General features: G+C 52.9%; 17 protein-coding genes. 14 read left to right on the top strand and 3 right to left on the bottom strand.

Annotated features, from left to right (window positions below; translation table 11 throughout):
• Position 1 precedes the first annotated feature (1 nt).
• From BLW29_RS25895 to BLW29_RS25855, 9 genes are all read left to right on the top strand, one after another.
• Positions 2-316: a cytochrome C oxidase subunit IV family protein gene (locus BLW29_RS25895; RefSeq protein WP_090985102.1), complete on the top strand. Its 315-nt coding sequence runs from the start codon at positions 2-4 to the stop codon at positions 314-316.
• Between the two features lie 85 nt (positions 317-401).
• Complete coding sequence (ctaG, locus tag BLW29_RS25890; protein ID WP_090985099.1) at positions 402-1,304, top strand: cytochrome c oxidase assembly factor CtaG; 903 nt, start codon at positions 402-404, stop codon at positions 1,302-1,304.
• Positions 1,305-1,343: 39 nt separating this feature from the next.
• Entirely contained in the window at positions 1,344-1,808 is a 465-nt protein-coding gene (locus BLW29_RS25885; RefSeq protein ID WP_090985097.1) for a DUF420 domain-containing protein, read from the top strand.
• Positions 1,809-2,264: 456 nt separating this feature from the next.
• Complete coding sequence (locus BLW29_RS25880) at positions 2,265-3,305, top strand: aldose 1-epimerase family protein (RefSeq protein WP_090985095.1); 1,041 nt, start codon at positions 2,265-2,267, stop codon at positions 3,303-3,305.
• 29 nt (positions 3,306-3,334) lie between these two features.
• Entirely contained in the window at positions 3,335-4,090 is a 756-nt protein-coding gene (locus BLW29_RS25875) for a DeoR/GlpR family DNA-binding transcription regulator (RefSeq protein ID WP_090985093.1), read from the top strand.
• A 119-nt stretch (positions 4,091-4,209) separates the two neighbouring features.
• The gene (locus BLW29_RS25870) at positions 4,210-5,058 is read left to right on the top strand and encodes a class I fructose-bisphosphate aldolase (protein WP_090985091.1); all 849 of its coding nucleotides are present in this window, start codon (positions 4,210-4,212) and stop codon (positions 5,056-5,058) included.
• A gap of 1 nt (position 5,059) precedes the next feature.
• The gene (locus BLW29_RS25865; RefSeq protein WP_090985089.1) at positions 5,060-6,220 is read left to right on the top strand and encodes a Gfo/Idh/MocA family protein; all 1,161 of its coding nucleotides are present in this window, start codon (positions 5,060-5,062) and stop codon (positions 6,218-6,220) included.
• A 2-nt stretch (positions 6,221-6,222) separates the two neighbouring features.
• The gene (locus tag BLW29_RS25860; RefSeq protein WP_256208908.1) at positions 6,223-7,569 is read left to right on the top strand and encodes a carbohydrate kinase family protein; all 1,347 of its coding nucleotides are present in this window, start codon (positions 6,223-6,225) and stop codon (positions 7,567-7,569) included.
• 8 nt (positions 7,570-7,577) lie between these two features.
• Positions 7,578-8,132, top strand: coding sequence for a D-lyxose/D-mannose family sugar isomerase (locus BLW29_RS25855; protein WP_090985087.1), 555 nt, complete (start codon positions 7,578-7,580; stop codon positions 8,130-8,132).
• 66 nt (positions 8,133-8,198) lie between these two features.
• Here the strand turns inward: BLW29_RS25855 and BLW29_RS25850 are convergent, their stop codons facing one another.
• On the bottom strand, positions 8,199-8,924 hold the full coding sequence (locus tag BLW29_RS25850; RefSeq protein WP_256208906.1) for a FadR/GntR family transcriptional regulator: 726 nt from the start codon (positions 8,922-8,924) through the stop codon (positions 8,199-8,201).
• 146 nt (positions 8,925-9,070) lie between these two features.
• On the opposite strand from BLW29_RS25850, the gene BLW29_RS25845 reads away from it, so the two are divergent.
• Positions 9,071-10,486: an FAD-linked oxidase C-terminal domain-containing protein gene (locus BLW29_RS25845; protein ID WP_090985085.1), complete on the top strand. Its 1,416-nt coding sequence runs from the start codon at positions 9,071-9,073 to the stop codon at positions 10,484-10,486.
• Positions 10,479-12,050 (top strand): (Fe-S)-binding protein, encoded by a 1,572-nt coding sequence (locus BLW29_RS25840; RefSeq protein WP_090985083.1) that lies wholly within the window; start codon positions 10,479-10,481, stop codon positions 12,048-12,050. Before BLW29_RS25845 ends, BLW29_RS25840 begins: the two co-directional genes overlap by 8 nt.
• Before the next feature lie 451 nt (positions 12,051-12,501).
• Here BLW29_RS25840 and BLW29_RS25835 read toward each other — a convergent pair whose 3' ends face one another.
• Both BLW29_RS25835 and BLW29_RS25830 read right to left on the bottom strand, forming a co-directional pair.
• Positions 12,502-12,861, bottom strand: a complete 360-nt coding sequence (locus tag BLW29_RS25835) for a hypothetical protein (protein ID WP_090985081.1) — start codon at positions 12,859-12,861, stop codon at positions 12,502-12,504.
• Between the two features lie 175 nt (positions 12,862-13,036).
• Positions 13,037-14,647: an alpha-amylase family protein gene (locus BLW29_RS25830; protein WP_256208930.1), complete on the bottom strand. Its 1,611-nt coding sequence runs from the start codon at positions 14,645-14,647 to the stop codon at positions 13,037-13,039.
• Positions 14,648-14,755: 108 nt separating this feature from the next.
• Between BLW29_RS25830 and BLW29_RS25825 the strand changes: the two genes are divergently transcribed.
• The 3 genes from BLW29_RS25825 to BLW29_RS25815 all read left to right on the top strand — a co-directional run bounded on the left by BLW29_RS25825 (position 14,756) and on the right by BLW29_RS25815 (position 17,129).
• The gene (locus BLW29_RS25825) at positions 14,756-15,118 is read left to right on the top strand and encodes a hypothetical protein (RefSeq protein WP_090985078.1); all 363 of its coding nucleotides are present in this window, start codon (positions 14,756-14,758) and stop codon (positions 15,116-15,118) included.
• Between the two features lie 133 nt (positions 15,119-15,251).
• Positions 15,252-15,974 carry a M24 family metallopeptidase gene (locus BLW29_RS25820; RefSeq protein ID WP_143044467.1) on the top strand — a complete coding sequence of 241 codons (723 nt, stop codon included), beginning with the start codon at positions 15,252-15,254 and terminating at the stop codon, positions 15,972-15,974.
• Positions 15,975-16,406: 432 nt separating this feature from the next.
• Positions 16,407-17,129, top strand: coding sequence for a hypothetical protein (locus BLW29_RS25815; protein ID WP_090985076.1), 723 nt, complete (start codon positions 16,407-16,409; stop codon positions 17,127-17,129).
• Positions 17,130-17,149 lie beyond the last annotated feature (20 nt).

Below are 17,149 nucleotides of genomic sequence, written 5' to 3'. Positions count from 1 at the left end.
AATGGCTGGTCAACATTCTGCTGCCGAAGAGAAGAAACACCATAAACACGAAGGTCCTAAGAAGCATATCATTGCTTTCATCTTCTCGATTCTGCTCACCATCATTGCGTTTGCAATGGTTGCTGCAGGCGAGATTAACACTTCGTTTATCTACATCTCATTGGTTCTGATGGCGTTAGTTCAGGTGTTCGTTCAAATGGGCTTCTGGATGCACATGAAAGACCGCGGTCATATTTTCCCGATTGTCGGTATTCTAATGGGCGTGTTCGTTGTATTCACGATTGTCATCATGGCCGAATATTGGGCTTGGTGGTAATACGGGTTTAAATTGAAGAGAGGGAGGTCCTAGTTGGCCCCCTCTTTTGTTGTAAATGTGTGTTTGTATGGAAAGGGGTACCATCATGCTCGGATTGCAATATTTCAGCTTTGAAGAGTTATGGAGCCCGTGGGTTTTCTTCATGATGACAGCATTGGTTATCCTCTATTTCTACTTGGCTGGACCTTGGAAGGAAAAACATGCGCCCACTGAACCTCGTGTCACGGTGCTGCAGAAGATCTTGTTTGTATCTGGAATGGTGCTTTATTATTTGGCGCAAGGCGGACCACTCGAACTGCTTGGCCACATGATGTTCACCTTCCATATGGTGAATATGTCCCTATCGTATTTAATCGTGCCGCCGCTGCTCTTGCTCGGCATTCCCGCATATATTTGGCGTTATGTGTTTGCCAGACCGTTCTGGAGAAGATTCAGCTCGTTAATGAATCCAATCTTCACGTTAGTCTTGTTTAATATGTTATTCTCGGTGTATCACGTACCGGCTGTTCATGACTATGTCATGACGCATTTTACGATTCATCGAATCTACTACTTGGTATTACTTGCCACTTCGTTTATGATGTGGTTCCAGATTACGTGCCCGGTACCGGAGTGGAATCGTCTGACCGATGTTCGTAAAATGGCGTATATATTCGCAAGCGGCATGCTGCTTACGCCGGCTTGTGCGCTTATTATTTTCGCCAGTCATCCGATGTATGCGACTTACAACGACCCTGAAGTTTGGGCTCAGGCGATGGGCTATTGCGTAGCCGGCGATCCGAGTGTACTGCTCTCGAGTTATGACGGCGGACCGACCTTCTTCAATTTAATGGGCGTAACCGAAGACCAGCAGCTAGGCGGTATCGTCATGAAGCTGGTTCAAGAAGTGATGTACGGCGCAATTCTGGCCTATGTCTTCTTCCATTGGTATAAGAAAGAACATGCTGATTCCGACGATGAATTGCCGGACAGTGGTGCGCTTAGCTAAAAGATAGGTTTGATATTTCATGAATGGACGGGATGCTCCTTGTCACTTTACACGTTATTGCCTACTATAAGTACTTCCTTTATCGCACTTAGTGCGATTCTCGTTGCAATCGGCTGGAGCCTGGCTATCAAGAGAAGGTTTGAGTCTCACAAGAAAGTGATGATTGCGGGCGCTGTGTCTGCAATGCTTTTCTTTATCATCTACGTATCGCGTACGATATTCGTCGGCAATACAGATTGGGGCGGCTCAGATGAATTGAAGCCCTACTATCTGACATTCCTATTCTTCCACATCGTGCTGGCAACAGTAGGCGCCGTATTCGGAATCACAACGCTGACACTTGGCTTCAAGAGCCGTTTTGCCAAACATCGCAAATGGGGTCGCGTGACGTCAGTCATCTGGTTCTTCACGGCAATCACCGGAATTACAGTTTACGTGCTGCTCTATCTCTTGTATCCGGGCGGTCATACGAAGCCGGTACTGGATGTATTGTTCGGCAGTTAAGCAAACAAGTATAAGATTAAAAGGTGACGCAGAAGCATGTTCTGCGTCACTTTTTTGCGTTTAGGGGCTTTCTGCTTTAGGGGAGGTGCAAAGTTGCTCTTTTCGCACACCTGGTTGTGAAATGTTGCAAGAAATGCAGCATTTGAAGCGGTGACGGGGGGATTTGAGGGAAATGTTGCAATTTATGCAGCATTATTAGTTGGAATGGCTCGATAGCAATGAATTCTCCAGTTAATGTTGTATGTACTGCAACATTTGAGAGAATAGAGGTCTGAATGGGTTCTAATGTTGCATGATTTGCAACACTTTCAAATGCAATAACTAAGGCGCTCATCATGAACTTTCGCGCACCAGGCAAGTTCGTATAGGCTTATGTTTACAGACAGATAGCAAACCAGTAAAATATGTGAATAAGGAACAAATGATGTTTGAATCGAACAGGGGAGTGCGAACGCGATGCAGCTGCATGGACGACAGTATACACGCAGGGAAATAGAAGCCAGAGTCGGGCGAATCGAGCAAATTGGCGGGATTCGCAGGCTGACGTTGACGGAAGGCAATGAAGCCGGTTCATCGGTGCTGTCTGTTCGAACAGGAGCAGGCTTATCGTTTGATGTGATGCCGGATAAGGGACTAGATATCTCATCTGCATCGTTCGGAGGTGGATCGCTATCCTGGCAGTCGGCAAACGGAGATGTGCATCCTTCTCACTATGATGATCAGGGATTAGGATGGCTCCGCACCGCTTCGGGTGGTTTGTTGATGACTTGCGGATTGATTAGCGCGGGATCGCCGAGTCAAGTGGATGGCCGGAACTACGGTTTGCACGGCAGAGCCCATCATACGTCTGCAAGGCAAGTGGTTGCCGAAGGTTGGTGGGAAGGTGATGAGTACGAGATACGAATTGCAGGAACGCTGGAGGATACGTCCATGTTCGGCGGTCATCTTCGGCTTAGGCGCGAGATCCGATGCAGACTGGGCGAGAATCGAGTTACGATCCGCGACGTCGTAGAGAATGCAGGCTTCAAAGTTTGTCCGCATATGATGCTGTATCATGTGAATTTTGGTTATCCGCTGCTGACGGAACAGTCGCGGATCGAGTTCCCGGATGGGGATAAGGTTGTGCCGCGTGAAGCTGAAGTTCCGGTTGAGGGCTACGACCGCTGGGATACGCCGGATCCGGAATATGCGGAGCGCGTGTATTATCATGAACTGCCCGAGCGTGTAGGCGAGAAAGCATCCGTAACGATCCACCAACCAGAGTTCCCAATTGCAATGGGACACACTTCGCCGATAGCGGTGAAGCTGAGCTGGAACACGGACACGCTTCCGAAGCTGGTCCAGTGGAAAATGCCGGGCGCCGGCGTTCATGCCCTTGGCATCGAACCTTCGAACTGCGATGTGGAAGGGATGGAAATTGAACGCCAGCGGGGAAGCTTGGTCATGCTGGAGGCCGGGGAATCGCTGGTCTATGAATTGGAATTGACAGTTAGCTAAAAGGCAGTGCGGAAGGGCGAGTGAGCTAGATGACGATAAGCATGAATGAGAGACAGCAGCAGCTGCTCGGGATGCTGGAGAACAGCGGCGAGGTGAAGGTAGCCGGGCTTAAGGAAACATTCGGCGTGACGGAGATGACGATTCGCCGCGATCTGGAGAAGCTGGAGCTGGCGGGTTACGTGAAGCGCACCTTCGGCGGTGCCATATTGGCATCGAAAGATGTGGCGCTGCAGGATCGGTCCGTCGTGATGACCGAGGAGAAGAATCGAATCGGAAGAGCAGCGGCAGCACTCGTAATCGAGAACGATTCGATATTTATCGACGGCGGCACGACTACCCTCTATGTCGCGCGGCACTTGAGGGCGGGAATGAATATCACGGTAGTGACGAATGCACTGAATATCGCAATGGAGCTTCTGGAACGAGGGATTACCACCGTTGTCACGGGTGGGATGGCGCTGGAAACGACGTCTACGCTAGTAGGTCCCGGAACGGTAGAGGCGATTGGGAAAATGGCGTTTGACCGTGTGTTCCTTGGCGCGACAGGGATTACGGCAAAGCATGGCTTCAGCAACTCCAACATGTACGAGGCTGAAATCAAACGGATGGCCATCGTGCAAGCGACAGAGGTCAATGTCGTCGTCGACCATACGAAATATGGGGCGAAGGAGCTGTTCTCGTTCGCTCCGCTGTCAGCGGTCCATCGCGTTATTTGCGATCAGTTGCCCGAGCAATCGCTGATTGAGGCTTGTCGCGAGAATGGGCTTGAGCTGTTGGAAGCGTAATAGGCATGTCATTATGTGTTTGTTTTAAACATTTTGATAGACAGGTAGGATAAGGTCATATAGAATAATGTTATAAACGAACATTATTTGTTCCAACAGAACAGAGGGGAATGGTAGATATGGCATCGACAGCACCACGTCTCAATCGGATGTTTAGCGAGCAAGGGAAGTGTTTTGATGTAGCGGTAGATCATGGTTTCTTCAATGAGTTTTCCTTCCTATCGGGTATCGAGAATATGAAGCAGGCGATTGAAACGATCGTCCAGGCGAATCCGGATTGCATTCAGCTCAGCATCGGTCAAGCGAAGTGGCTGCAGGCGGTTCCCGGCAAGAAGAAGCCCGGACTTGTCCTGCGTACGGATGCAGCGAATATCTATGGAACAGAGCTGCCGCGTTTCTTGTTTAGCGAGCTTGTGGATCGTGCAATTGAGAAGGCGGTCGCGCTCGATGCCGTCGCGGTATGCGTGAACCTGCTGCTGCTGCCGGGTCAGCCGGAGCTGCATCATCAGTGCGTGCGGAACATCTCGCTGCTTAAGAGCGAGTGCGAGAAATACGGCATGCCGCTTATGGTCGAACCGCTGGTTATGCTGCCGAACGCGGCGAAAGGCGGCTATATGGTTGACGGCGATATTACCAAAATCATGCCGCTTGTTCGCCAAGGCGTGGAGCTTGGCGCGGATGTCATCAAAGCTGATCCATGCGACGATGTGACGGAATATCACCGCGTTATTGAAGTAGCCTCCGGGATTCCGGTGCTAGTTCGCGGCGGCGGTCGGGCAAGCGACGAAGAAATCGTGAATCGTACGGTAGAGCTGATGAACCAAGGCGCATCCGGTATCGTATATGGCCGTAATGTCATTCAGCACCCGAATCCGGCAGGCATGACGAATGCACTGATGTCGATCGTGCATCATGGTGCTGCGGCATCGGAAGCACTGGCCATTCTAGGCGGAGAGGGTGCGAAGTAGGATGGAGAAACATATCGTTCGTTTCGGCGTCATCGGCTGCGGCTTGATGGGCAAGGAGTTCGCCAGTGCGGCGGCAAGATGGCTGCACCTGGAGGGAGTCGGGTTTGAACCCCGTATTGTGGCGGTATGTGATGCAAATCCTGCGGCGGCGGAGTGGTTTCAACGTCAGGTGCCAAGCGTAGAGCGCGTGTATTCGGACTATAAGATGCTGCTGTCCGACCCTGATGTGGATGCTGTATACTGCGCTGTTCCGCATAATTTGCATGCGCAAATCTATGTGGATATTATTGCCGCAGGCAAGCATTTGCTTGGCGAGAAACCTTTCGGCATCGACAAAGAAGCGAATTCACGCATTAATGCCGCAATGATCGCGCATCCCGAGGTGATTGTCCGCTGTTCATCGGAGTTCCCTTTCTATCCGGGAGCACATCAGATCATTCAATGGGTGAATGAAAATAAATTCGGGCGAATCATCGAGGTGGAGGCAGGCTTCTGGCATTCGAGTGACCTCGATCCGACGAAGCCGATTAATTGGAAACGCCGCGTAGCTACCAATGGCGAGTATGGTTGCATGGGCGATCTGGGGATGCATGTGCTTCATCTGCCGATGCGATTCGGTTGGAAGCCAGCGAATGTACGTGCTTTGCTGAGCAAGATCGTATCCGAGCGACCGGATGGCAAAGGCGATAAGGTTCCTTGCGAAACATGGGATAATGCAGTGTTAGCCTGCGAAGTGAAGACAGCTGATCAAGAGTTCCCAATGGTGTTATCCACGAAAAGAATTGCACCGGGACATGCGAATACTTGGTTTATTCGCATTCAAGGAACGGAGATGTCCGCGGAATTCAGCACGAAGAATCCGAAGCAAGTATCTTCGCTCCCTTATTCGCCGGGTAAGCAGCAGGCGTGGCATACGGTGGACGTACCGTATAAGTCTGCTTATGGGACGATTACGGGCGGGATCTTCGAGTTTGGCTTCTCGGATTCGATATTGCAAATGTGGGCTGCGTTCTGCGATGAACTTGTCAGCGGCAAGGATGGGATGAGGCAGCCGTTTTATTGCGCAACCCCGGAAGAAGCGCGTGGCAGCCATCTTGTATTTACGGCGGCACTGGCATCGCAGCGCACCGGAGAAACCGTAACGATCGACTGGAGGGATTAGCCTTGAGCTTGAGCGCTTTACGCGCAAACGCGGATGTCGAAGTTGTGGTGGCGGGTCATATTTGTCTGGATGTTATCCCTGCTATGCAGGCGAAGAAAGACGGAATGGACGCAATCCTCGTTCCGGGCAAACTGGTGGACATTGGGGCAGCCGTGATATCAACCGGCGGGGCTGTGTCCAATACGGGACTTGCGCTGCACCGGCTTGGTATAGGCACGAAGCTGATGGGCAAGATCGGCGATGATTTGTTCGGAGGGGCTATCTTGGATGTGCTGCGCGGATATGGACAGGAGCTTGCAGGTGGCATGATCGTTGCTCCCGGTGAGCATACTTCCTACTCGCTTGTTATCAGTCCGCCGAACATCGACCGGATTTTCCTCCATTGTACGGGGGCTAACGATACGTATTCGGCCGATGATCTTCCGATTGAAGCGCTGAGAGGCGCGCGGTTGTTCCACTTCGGTTACCCGCCGCTGATGCGGAATATGTACGAGGACGGCGGAATGGAATTGGCTGAGCTGCTCTCGCGCGTGAAGGAAGCAGGGCTGACGGTATCGCTGGATCTGGCGAAACCCGATCCGGAATCGCCTGCAGGTTTAGCAGACTGGCGGAGCGTGTTTATGAAAGCGCTGCCGTACGTAGATGTGTTCCTCCCGAGCTTCGAGGAGATTCTGTATATGCTCCGGCGTGAAGACTACGACCGGCTGTTAGCCGTTCATGATACGAATGATTTGCTGCCGTTCGCAGACGGTCCGCTTCTGCGGGAGCTGTCGCAAGAGCTGCTGGAGCTTGGCGTCAGCGTCGTTGTGCTGAAGCTCGGCGAGCACGGGCTGTACCTGCGGACAACAGACAATCGCGAGAAGTTGACGGCTATGGGGGCCGGAACGCCTGCGGATGTAGATGCGTGGCTGGACCGCGAGCTGCTCGTGCCGTGTTTTGAGGTCGAAGTTGCAGGGACCACAGGAGCGGGAGATTGCACGATTGCAGGATTTATAGCCGGAATGCTAAAAGGGTTGAGCCCTGAAGCAGTCTTGAATGGCGCGGTTGCGGTAGGCGCCAGCAATGTGGAGCATGCGGATGCGACGAGCGGCGTTCCGGCGTGGGAGACCTTGCAGCAGCGCATGGCGACAGGCTGGCGAAGAAAAGCGGTGACGTTGACATTGCCCGGCTGGAGCAGCGAAGCTGCGGGTGCTGCGGCAGTGGCTGCGGAGCGAGTGGCGGCAGAACCGACAGCGGCGAAGGGGCAAGTGGAGGGCAAACCGACAGTGGTCACCGGGCAAGCGGCGGCAGGCGTTTGGTATGGGCCGTTGGAAGCAGTGACGAGGGCTGCGCGAATGGCTGAATCCTAAGGAGGCGGATGAGTGTGAAGAGGAGCGATGTGCGTGCTGCACAGCAGCGGACGGCGGAGTTGTTTGGTCAAGTCGGAATTGTGTTGACGGCGGAGGAACGTGACAACATCGAGGTTGCAACGTTTGGCTTAGAGGATTTGGAATCGCAAGGTCTCGAACTCATCACGTATATTAATAATGATCGCTATTGCGCGAAAGAACTTGTTTTGTTCGCCGGCCAAACCTGCCCCGAGCATCTGCATCCGCCGGTTGGCGCAGATCCCGGCAAGCTGGAAACATTCCGCTGCCGCTTCGGTAAAGTGTGGCTTTATGTAGAAGGGGAGCCGACTCCAGCTATCCAAGCGGTGATTCCGACAGGCAGTGCACCGTATTACACGGTATTTCATGAAATTGAGCTGAACCCTGGCGAGCAATATACCATCTCCCCGGGTACGAAGCATTGGTTCCAGGCAGGCGGTGAAGGCGCGATTGTGTCGGAGTTCTCAAGCACGAGCCGCGATGAATTTGATATTTTTACCGATCCGAACGTACTGCGTATTCCGGTCATTGAAGAAGATCTATAGGATGTGCAGAGTGGAAGCCGGTATCTCCGCGATGGGATACCGGTTTTGTTATAGCCGCAGCTTGCGTTACAAGGTGGCTGTTTTGTCGCGAAGAACCTGCTCGACCTTGGCGAGATGAATTTCCATCCGGGAGGAGGCGAGCGCTTCATCCTGCTGTTCGATCGCATCGACGAGGGCAATGTGCTCTTCGAGCAGCCTGCGCGCAGATTGCCGTTCCGCGTAGAACCAGAGGGAACGCGTATCGCGCATGCTCTCATGCAGCCGTATCGAAAGCGACTTCATGAGCTCGATGAGCATGGGGTTGTGGGTCGCTGCTGCGATTTGCTCATGTAAGCGGACGTCTGCTTGCTCGCTGAAGGCTTCGTCTGCGAGCTGCTGCTCCATTTGCCGGAGCGTCTCGCGCAGGGCGGCAAGATCGTCAGCGCTGCGATGCTTAGTGGCGAGTGCGGCGCAGCCGGTTTCGAGCACTTTGCGCACTTCCAGCAGCTGAAGCAAGGAATCGGCGCGACCCAGCCAGTCTTCCTTGAGGGCCGCGGGTGAGCTGTCCTCAAGCTGTGCGGGTTCAGGCGTTAAGACAAAGGTGCCGCCGCCTTGACGAATATCGAGCAGCCCTTTCGCTTTGAGTGCGCTTAATGCTTCGCGTATCGTAGAGCGTCCGACCCCGTATTCAGCGGCGAGGTCCACAACGGACGGAAGCTTGTCGCCGGGGAGAATGGCACCTGATGTAATGCGGCTGTAGAGCTCGCGAGAAACCCATTCGTTACTCTTGAGCGGGCGTTCCATTCTATTCATAGGGAGAAACCTCCTGCGTGTGAGTGGCTGATTGTCGAAATAACGGTTATTTATCGATGTCACATTTCTCCATCCTATGATATACTTTTTTCAAAGCAAAGTCATCAGACGACCTGATCTATTTTCCGCTGAGGGGGAACTTGTTCATGCTTCATGACACGGTCACAATCAAGCTGCGCGCCATCGTTGGCGAGCAGTGGTTCAAGGATGATCCGGAATCGCTAATTACCCATTCTTATGACGGAACACCGATGCTGCAATCGCTGCCGGATGGCGTGATTTATCCAGCGGATACGGCACAGGTGTCGGCCATATTGAAGCTGCTGCAGGAGCACCGCATCCCGGTTGTCAGCCGCGGCTCCGGTACGAATCTATGCGGCGGAACCGTTCCGGTTCAAGGCGGGATCGTCATGGTGATGCACCGGATGAACCGCATTCTGGAAGTGGATCTCGAGAATCTCACGGCTACCGTGCAGCCCGGCTTAAATACGAAGCAGTTTATTACGCATGTGGAGCAGCTGGGTCTGTTCTACCCGCCGGACCCGAGCAGCATGGCGATCTCGACCATCGGAGGCAATATTGCCGAGTGCTCAGGCGGGCTTCGCGGCTTGAAATATGGAACGACGAAGGATTACGTCATCGGCCTTGAAGCCGTACTCGCAAATGGTCAGATTCTTCGTACCGGCGGGAAGCTGATGAAGGACGTTGCCGGCTATGATCTGACGAAGCTGCTGGTCGGCTCGGAAGGCACGCTTGCCGTGATTACGGAAGCGACGCTGAAGCTGATCCCGCCTCCGAAGACGAAGAAGACGATGCTCGCGATGTATAAGGATTTGTACGGCGCGGCGCGCACGGTCTCCAAGATCATTGAGAGCCGCATTATTCCGGCGACGCTGGAGTTTCTGGACAATCCAACGATTCGAGTCGTGGATGATTTCGCGAAGCTGGGACTCCCGCTGGATATGGATGCGATTCTGCTCATCGAGCAGGATGGCGATCCGGAGATGGTGGAGCGGGATATTGAGCGGATCGCGGAGATCTGTCGCAGCGAGGATGCGGAGCGGGTATCTATAGCAGCCGATGAAGCGGAGGCGCTGAAGCTGCTGACTGCGCGGCGGAGTGCTTTTACGGCGCTGGCGAGACTGCGGCCGACGACGATTCTGGAGGATGCGACGGTGCCGCGCTCGAAGATCGCCGAGATGGTGCTCGCGATCAACGAGATTGCGGAGCGGCATAACGTGACGATCTGTACGTTTGGCCATGCCGGGGATGGCAATTTGCATCCGACCGCTACGACGGACGCGCGCGATAAGGATGAGATTCATCGTGTGGAGCTGGCTTTCGAGGAAATCTTCGAGGCCGCGATCGCGCTCGGCGGCACGATCACGGGTGAGCATGGCGTTGGCCTTGTGAAAGCACCGTATTTGGAGTGGAAGGTAGGCGCGGCAGGCATGGAGGTTATGCGGGCGATCAAGCTGGCTTTTGACCCGAACAACATCTTAAATCCGGGCAAAATGTTCGCCAAATCAACACGCAAAAGGGTGGTGCTCGGCCATGGCTAACTCCCTTGTCTCTCTGCTTGAATCCAGGGAAGGCGGCAAGTGCAGTGAGCTCGCGACGACGCTGAAGAGCACGCTCGATTATGATCAGCTCACTAATTGCATGCGCTGCGGCTTCTGCTTGCCGGCGTGTCCAACCTTCCGCGAGACGGGTATTGAAGCGGAATCGCCGCGCGGACGAATTGCATTAATGAAGGCAGTTGCGGACGGGATCATGGATCCCGACTATGCGTTCGAGACCCAGATGAATCATTGTTTGGGCTGTCGTGCTTGCGAACCGGCATGTCCTGCCGATGTGAAATACGGACAGCTGCTGGAGCAGGCGCGCGATTCCATCGAGCAGCATACGACGAGCCATCGCTGGTGGGTGAAGCTGGCACGCAAGACCGCCTTCGAGGGGATGTTCCCCCATCAGAATCGGATGCGGCTGCTTGGCGGAGTGCTGCAAATCTATCAGCAGTCCGGATTGCGCAAGCTCGTTCGCGGCGTCGGTCTCATGAAGCTGTTACCGGCCCATATGGGACAGATGGAGCAGATCTTGCCGAATGCCTCGTATCGCGGCGTGGTCGAGCAAATCGGCTCCTATCACCCGGCTTCAGGTGAGCGCGTGGGAACGGTAGGTTTGTTCAGGGGCTGCATTATGGATGTCCTGTTCACGGAAACGAATAAGCACACGGTTGAATTGCTGAACGAAGCCGGCTTCGATGTCGTTATTCCCGAGACGCAAAATTGCTGCGGCGCGCTGCATGCGCACAGCGGCGAGCAAGCTGGGGCGAAGGAGCTGGCCAAGCGCAATATTCGCGCGTTTCAGGCGGCCGGCGTCGATTGGATCGCTTCCAATGCCGGCGGCTGCGGCGCGCTGCTGGTGGAATACGACCACCTGCTGCACGATGATCCGCAGTGGGCGGAAGGCGCAGCTTGGTTTGCGAAGCGCACGCTTGATGTGAGCAAGCTGCTCGTGGAGCACGGCCGCCTGCAGGCTGCGGCGACGCAGGCCGTGGCGGCGAGCAAGGCAGCCGCGGCGCCGAGCTGCGGCGGAGGTGCGGCGAAGGCGAGCTCGAGCGCTCCGGCGACAGCCGCAGTAAGCAGCGGCGGCGACTCGGCGAAGGCTGGCAGCGTCAGCGCCAGCACGGCCGCGGCCGAAACCGCCGCTGCCGCCGGATGCGGCGGCTCCTGCGGAGGGGGCGGCGTAAGCTTCGCATCCACCGACAAGGTCCGCATCACCTACCAGGATTCCTGCCATCTTCGCAACGCGATGCGCTCATCCGAAGCGCCGCGTAAGCTGATGCGCAGCGTGGCGAACGCGGAGTTCGTTGAACTCCATGAAGCAGATCGCTGCTGCGGCTCTGCAGGGATCTACAATTTGACACAGCCGGATATGGCCGGTCAAATTCTCGATCATAAGATGGATCATGTGAAACGAACGGATGCCCACTACTTGCTCACGAGCAATCCTGGCTGTCTGCTGCAGATGAAGCTCGGCATCGAGAAGCATGGGATGAGCGGCAAGATGGAGGCCGTGCATCTGGTTGATTTTCTGCATGAGCGGATATGTAAGTCGGAATAGTCACATAAAGAACAATCCGGGAGGCCAAGTCCCGGCTTCAGAAAGAAAAGAAACCCAACGTTCTTATAACGTTGGGTTTCATGCGTTATCGGCTTGATAAATAGCCTATAGCTTCGTGTTCTGCACAATCGCGGTCATTAGCGTCATATGTCGGTTCGCCAACCTATTATTCTGTCGTAACGGTTGTCAGCGTGGCTATTTCATGAAAACAGCCGCCCTTAAAACTCTAACGGTTGTCAGCAGCGTTATTAACTGCGCAAGTGGTGATTTTTGCCGGAGAATGTCCAAATAAGCCCGCTAGCAACCGCTAGAAAATAAAAACGGGCTTTTGTGGACAAATAACGACTGTCACAACCGTTACAGGTTGGATAATGGCTCTTATGCCTGTCGTCCCGACAGTCCGAGTCCGAGTCCTCAGGCTCGCACTGTTTCTACTCTTTCTATGTCTCGCTCACAATCTGCCAATGAGGAAATAATCCTCGACATGAACATGGTCCCTGGTGACTGAAACGGTAAAAGCAACGCCGCTGCCTCCGATACCGGTTGTCTCAATACGGACGCCGAAGACATTGACTCCTGCATATACATTGTCCAGCGTATAGCTGGAGCTTGGTTCTCCAATCGGATTTAGCGAAACCAGCTTCATGACATAAGGGATTTTCTCGTCGACTCCGGTGCCGGACGGCACGACTTGATAGACTTGGATTGCTGCAGTAGAAGGCTGTCGGTCAGTAGTGAACACACAAATCGAAAGGCTGGTGATCTGTGGAAACTGGCCGTTCCAAATCGCTTCTGAATCATAGATAGGCATAACTCGTCCTCCTCTTGCTTAACGAATCTGAAAGTCTACTAACTACTATATGAGAGGAGGACAGGTTCGGTAATAGATGGTCATCTATTTAACAGATAAATCCATATTAAAAAAGAGGAGCGAATTCGCCCCTCCATTGCACTCCTATTTATCGAGCCGATTGAGTGTCACTGAATTACACCCACCAGCCATTATCCTTCTCATCCAGCAGTTCTGCGGAAACTTCGTTCCATTGGAACGAAGTCTCTTCGCCGTTCAGCACCCAGCAGCTTGGACATGTCGTACGCAGCCAGTCCAGTGGTTCGCCAACCGGCAACGGCTGAGCCGCCAGCTCGAAAGCGGCGCGCAGCTCGAGCTCCTGCTCCTTCGTGACGATGGCCGGATCGGCCGATACGAACAACGGCGTACCGCTGCCTGCGAGCAGGCGCAGCCATTCCCGGTTGTACGACCAAGGCACATCCTTCGTTAAACCGAGGCAATCTGCGTCGTGGCTGTAGAAAGTGCCATGCTGCGCCATGCGAAAAGCCATCGTATTCACGCCCATGTACCGAGTCCGCTCCCACCAGCGTCCGCTTGTATCATCGCCGGTCCGCTGAATTTCGAACAAGCCTGCAGAGAGATGACTGAAGGTGTTGCAGCCAATGATGTCCGCCTGACCGGAGGCTTCGGCAATGGTCCGGTACAAAGCGAGCGTAATCTCTGCGGTTGTCTTGGAACGGTCATGGAACGCATAAGGCAGCGCATGAGGCTTGGATTTCATTGTGAAGCCCCATTGTCCGAGCATATCGTACGTCGTAAAATCATGCTTCAGCATATCGAATCCGTAGCCTACCATTCGTTCTACCGATTCGCGAATATGTGCCAGTACATCCGGAATACTAGGATCGAGCACGCTGCTCCCGGTTGATGCTTCCTTATAGCGAATCCATTCTGCAGGCACGTTCTCAGTCGTCAGGAGCGGGCGGAACCAGAGGCCGGGCTTCACGCCAATCTCTTTCATTTCACCGGCCAGTCGCTCCATGTCCGTAAATTTACTGTTGCCGATCCATGGCCCCCCGTTACAGCTGCCCCCGTTATCTTTGGCTGACTGCCAGCCATCGTCAATGACCATATACGGACGATTGAGCGTATTCGAAGACAACGAAGAAATGAACCGCGAATCCTCCAAAATCTCTCGATGCGAGCTTTCCCCGTAAGCATAATACCAGTTATTTCCGCCGTATACAGGCTGCTTCGGCATCAAAGGCTTGTCACACATCATGGCGCAGAAACGTCTTGCTGCTGCAAAAGGCGTTTCACCCAGTGTGCCCGGATCAAATATGATATCGGCTACTGAGAGAGTACGCGCACCCAGACATACACCGCTATTCCCGCTTGTGACATCAGCCGTGAATGTTACGCCATCCGTATCGAGCTGCCAATAACAGAGCGAATTTGCGCCTGTCTTCACGCCGTAACCGGCTGTGCGCAGTCCATCATGGGCAAGGAAATACCAAGGCATAACGCGCTCCGGCACGATGCCTCGCCATTCGAGGTCCCCATAACCGCGCTCCCAGTGATCGCCGAGTAGGAGCAAATTTCCTGCGGGTGCTTCGTTCCAGCGCAGTTTGATTGTGCGTACTGCTGCAGTAGGCGCTTCCAATTCCAGTGCAATAGTGTTCTCTCTGCGTTTCATCGTAATGGCAAGACCGGCTGCTTCCCATCTATCCGCCCCGGCACGGGCAAGAGTGTGCCACTTATCATCCGTTCGGATGACGATTGCGCTTGGTTCGTTTGACAAAATCATAGCTGTCAAAGTAATGCCTCCTTATGTAATCGATTTATAGATCTATTCTAATACGGATAACCCCTCCCAGCATACACATAAGTAACATCGGGTGCGGAGGTGGTAGGTATGGAAGCCTTCAAGTCTCTCCTGACAAAACTACTGATCCTCCTCTTTACGCTTCTGTTCATCTATCCAGCGATTGTATTCGCTATGCTGGTGCTGGGCTTTACGGATTCATGGAAGTCGGGTACCGTTATGCTCGTATCGGCACTGCTGCTTCGCTTTATTTTGAAACGTGAAGTGGCTAAGCTTCCTCCCATTCGCAGAATGAAGCAAGAGCAGTTAGGCAGCTTTCCCGGTGTTTATACTAATGAGGAGTCTCCACCGCAGCTCAGCGACATCTACTACGATATTGCCGCAAAGTTGAGAGAAGAAGAGGAGATCGTTCGAATTGTGAATCAAATGAAGGAGAAGCCTGGGCTCAAATGAGTTTTACAGCCGCCAAGTTAGAGCATGCATAGTGCTCTGGTAAGGTGTTTTTTTGCGTTTCCAATTGTTTACAAGAAAGCGGATCGTTTTCTATAATAGAGTAACCTAATTAGCGGTGGGGAGTGAAAGTCTATTGAAGCGTGGTATGCTTATGGACCATTTATCCAACTATCGTCATATCCAATCCATTGCGAGGGCAACGATGAATGATTTGCAGACCTATATCCGTGAAGGTGTAACGGAGCGCGACATCGTGGACAGAGCGGAGCGCTTCATGCGGAGTAAGGGAGTTGATACCTTCTGGTACTATGGGATCGGAGCCTTCGTCCATGTCGGCAAGCGGACGCTGATCTCCGAATCTGGGAGAGGCTACGAACCGACGGCGTGCCTTGTTGGCCGCGATGACATTGTGACTGTCGATCTCAGCCCGGAGCTGAATGCGTATTGGGGTGATCATGCTCGAACTTTTGTCGTTTGTGCTGGCAGGGTGGTGGCGGAACAGGAGTTACGGGGTAGCGACATTGATTTTGCCGGTGGCGTCCGAATGGGGATCGCACTACATGATGCGTTTATTAGCTATGTAAAGCCGGACCGGACGTTTGAGCAAGTCTATCAATATATCAATGAGCTTCTGCGTCAGCATGGCTGCGAAAATCTTGATTTTGCCGGCAATGTAGGCCATACAATCGCGTTTCACAAGGACGATCGAAGATACTTCGAGCAGGGGAACACGATGAAGCTCAGTGAAGCAGCGCTGTTTACGTTTGAACCGCACATCCGTCGGAAGAATGGCGAGTATGGGTTCAAGCGAGAGGATATCTATTATTTTGACGAGGGCAAGCTTGCTTGCTTATGAGACTGGGCGGCTGATGAAGCCGTCTTTGTTATTTCATGGGGACTAATTGGAGAAAATAATGCATTCAACGGGGTGATGGCCCCCTGGTAGTCTGGCGAATGTTGCAGAATATGCAACATATTAAACTCCTAGCAGCTGTAGATGGGCAATTGTTGCAGAAACTGCAACAATTCTAAGCAGTTTGGCCTCTATGTGGCCGAAATAGCATGGAATGTTGCCTATTGTGCAACATTCCTCTGGATTAGAGCAATATTGCTCAGAAATGTTGCAGAAACTGCAACACTTCTAGTTACATATGGATGAATTCTGGGCTGGAGCGGGAGTAGGAGTAGAAGTAGAAGTTAAAGATGGATGTGATTGACAGCTGCACTGCCGACTGAGTATACTGTATATATGAATATACACAGTATACAGAGCGGGGGCGAGCGGGGGATGACGAGCTGGCAAGGTGCATGGAGATTGCTTCGTTTTGATGGGAGCCGTTCTTGGATCGGACTGCTGATAACGATCGTATTCGTTAGTTATATGATTGTTGTAATGATGCCTATATTTGACGATTTGCATCAACATGAGAATACAGGAGGCTCTTTTTGGGGATATGATCTCGTCTATTTGTCCATTCTGCCGACCATGGGTTTTCTGATGAACCGAAGTGTGCTGCAATACTGGGGAAGAGATCCGTATACGCGATATAATGCTTACCTGCGAACAATGCCGATTGGCTGGAATACGATCATCCTGGCAAGGCTGTTGCAGTTTATCGTTGTATTGACCATCGTTTCTCTATATTTCTTTACTTTACAATATGTCGCATTAAATGAGCTCCGTGAGCTGATGACGCCCGGGGAGTACGTTATCTTCTCGTTCATCTGGTACGGCTATGCCATGATGGCAGGATCGACTTATGTCTTCTTTGAACAGAGCGTAAAAGGGAAAATATATATGTTCATCTGCTTCTGTTACCTGCTGCTATACGCTCTAGTCGGCTTAATGCTGTGGCAGGCAGATACGCATCTGATGTTCACCGCCATTGAGGTGTCGCGTGATCATTCCATCCTTTGGCCGCTGCTGTCGGTGCTCTTGGGATTCACGGTTGCCGCACTGATGGGCGTCCTGATTTGGAAGCGAAATACGAAACGCAATTTGCTGGAATAGCGTAATGAATGCGAGAGAAG

This window comes from Paenibacillus sp. CF384 (assembly GCF_900106745.1).
GTDB lineage: Bacteria > Bacillota > Bacilli > Paenibacillales > Paenibacillaceae > Paenibacillus_Z.
Note: the sequence above shows the minus strand (reverse complement) of the source record. Positions and strands in the feature narration are given on the sequence as shown.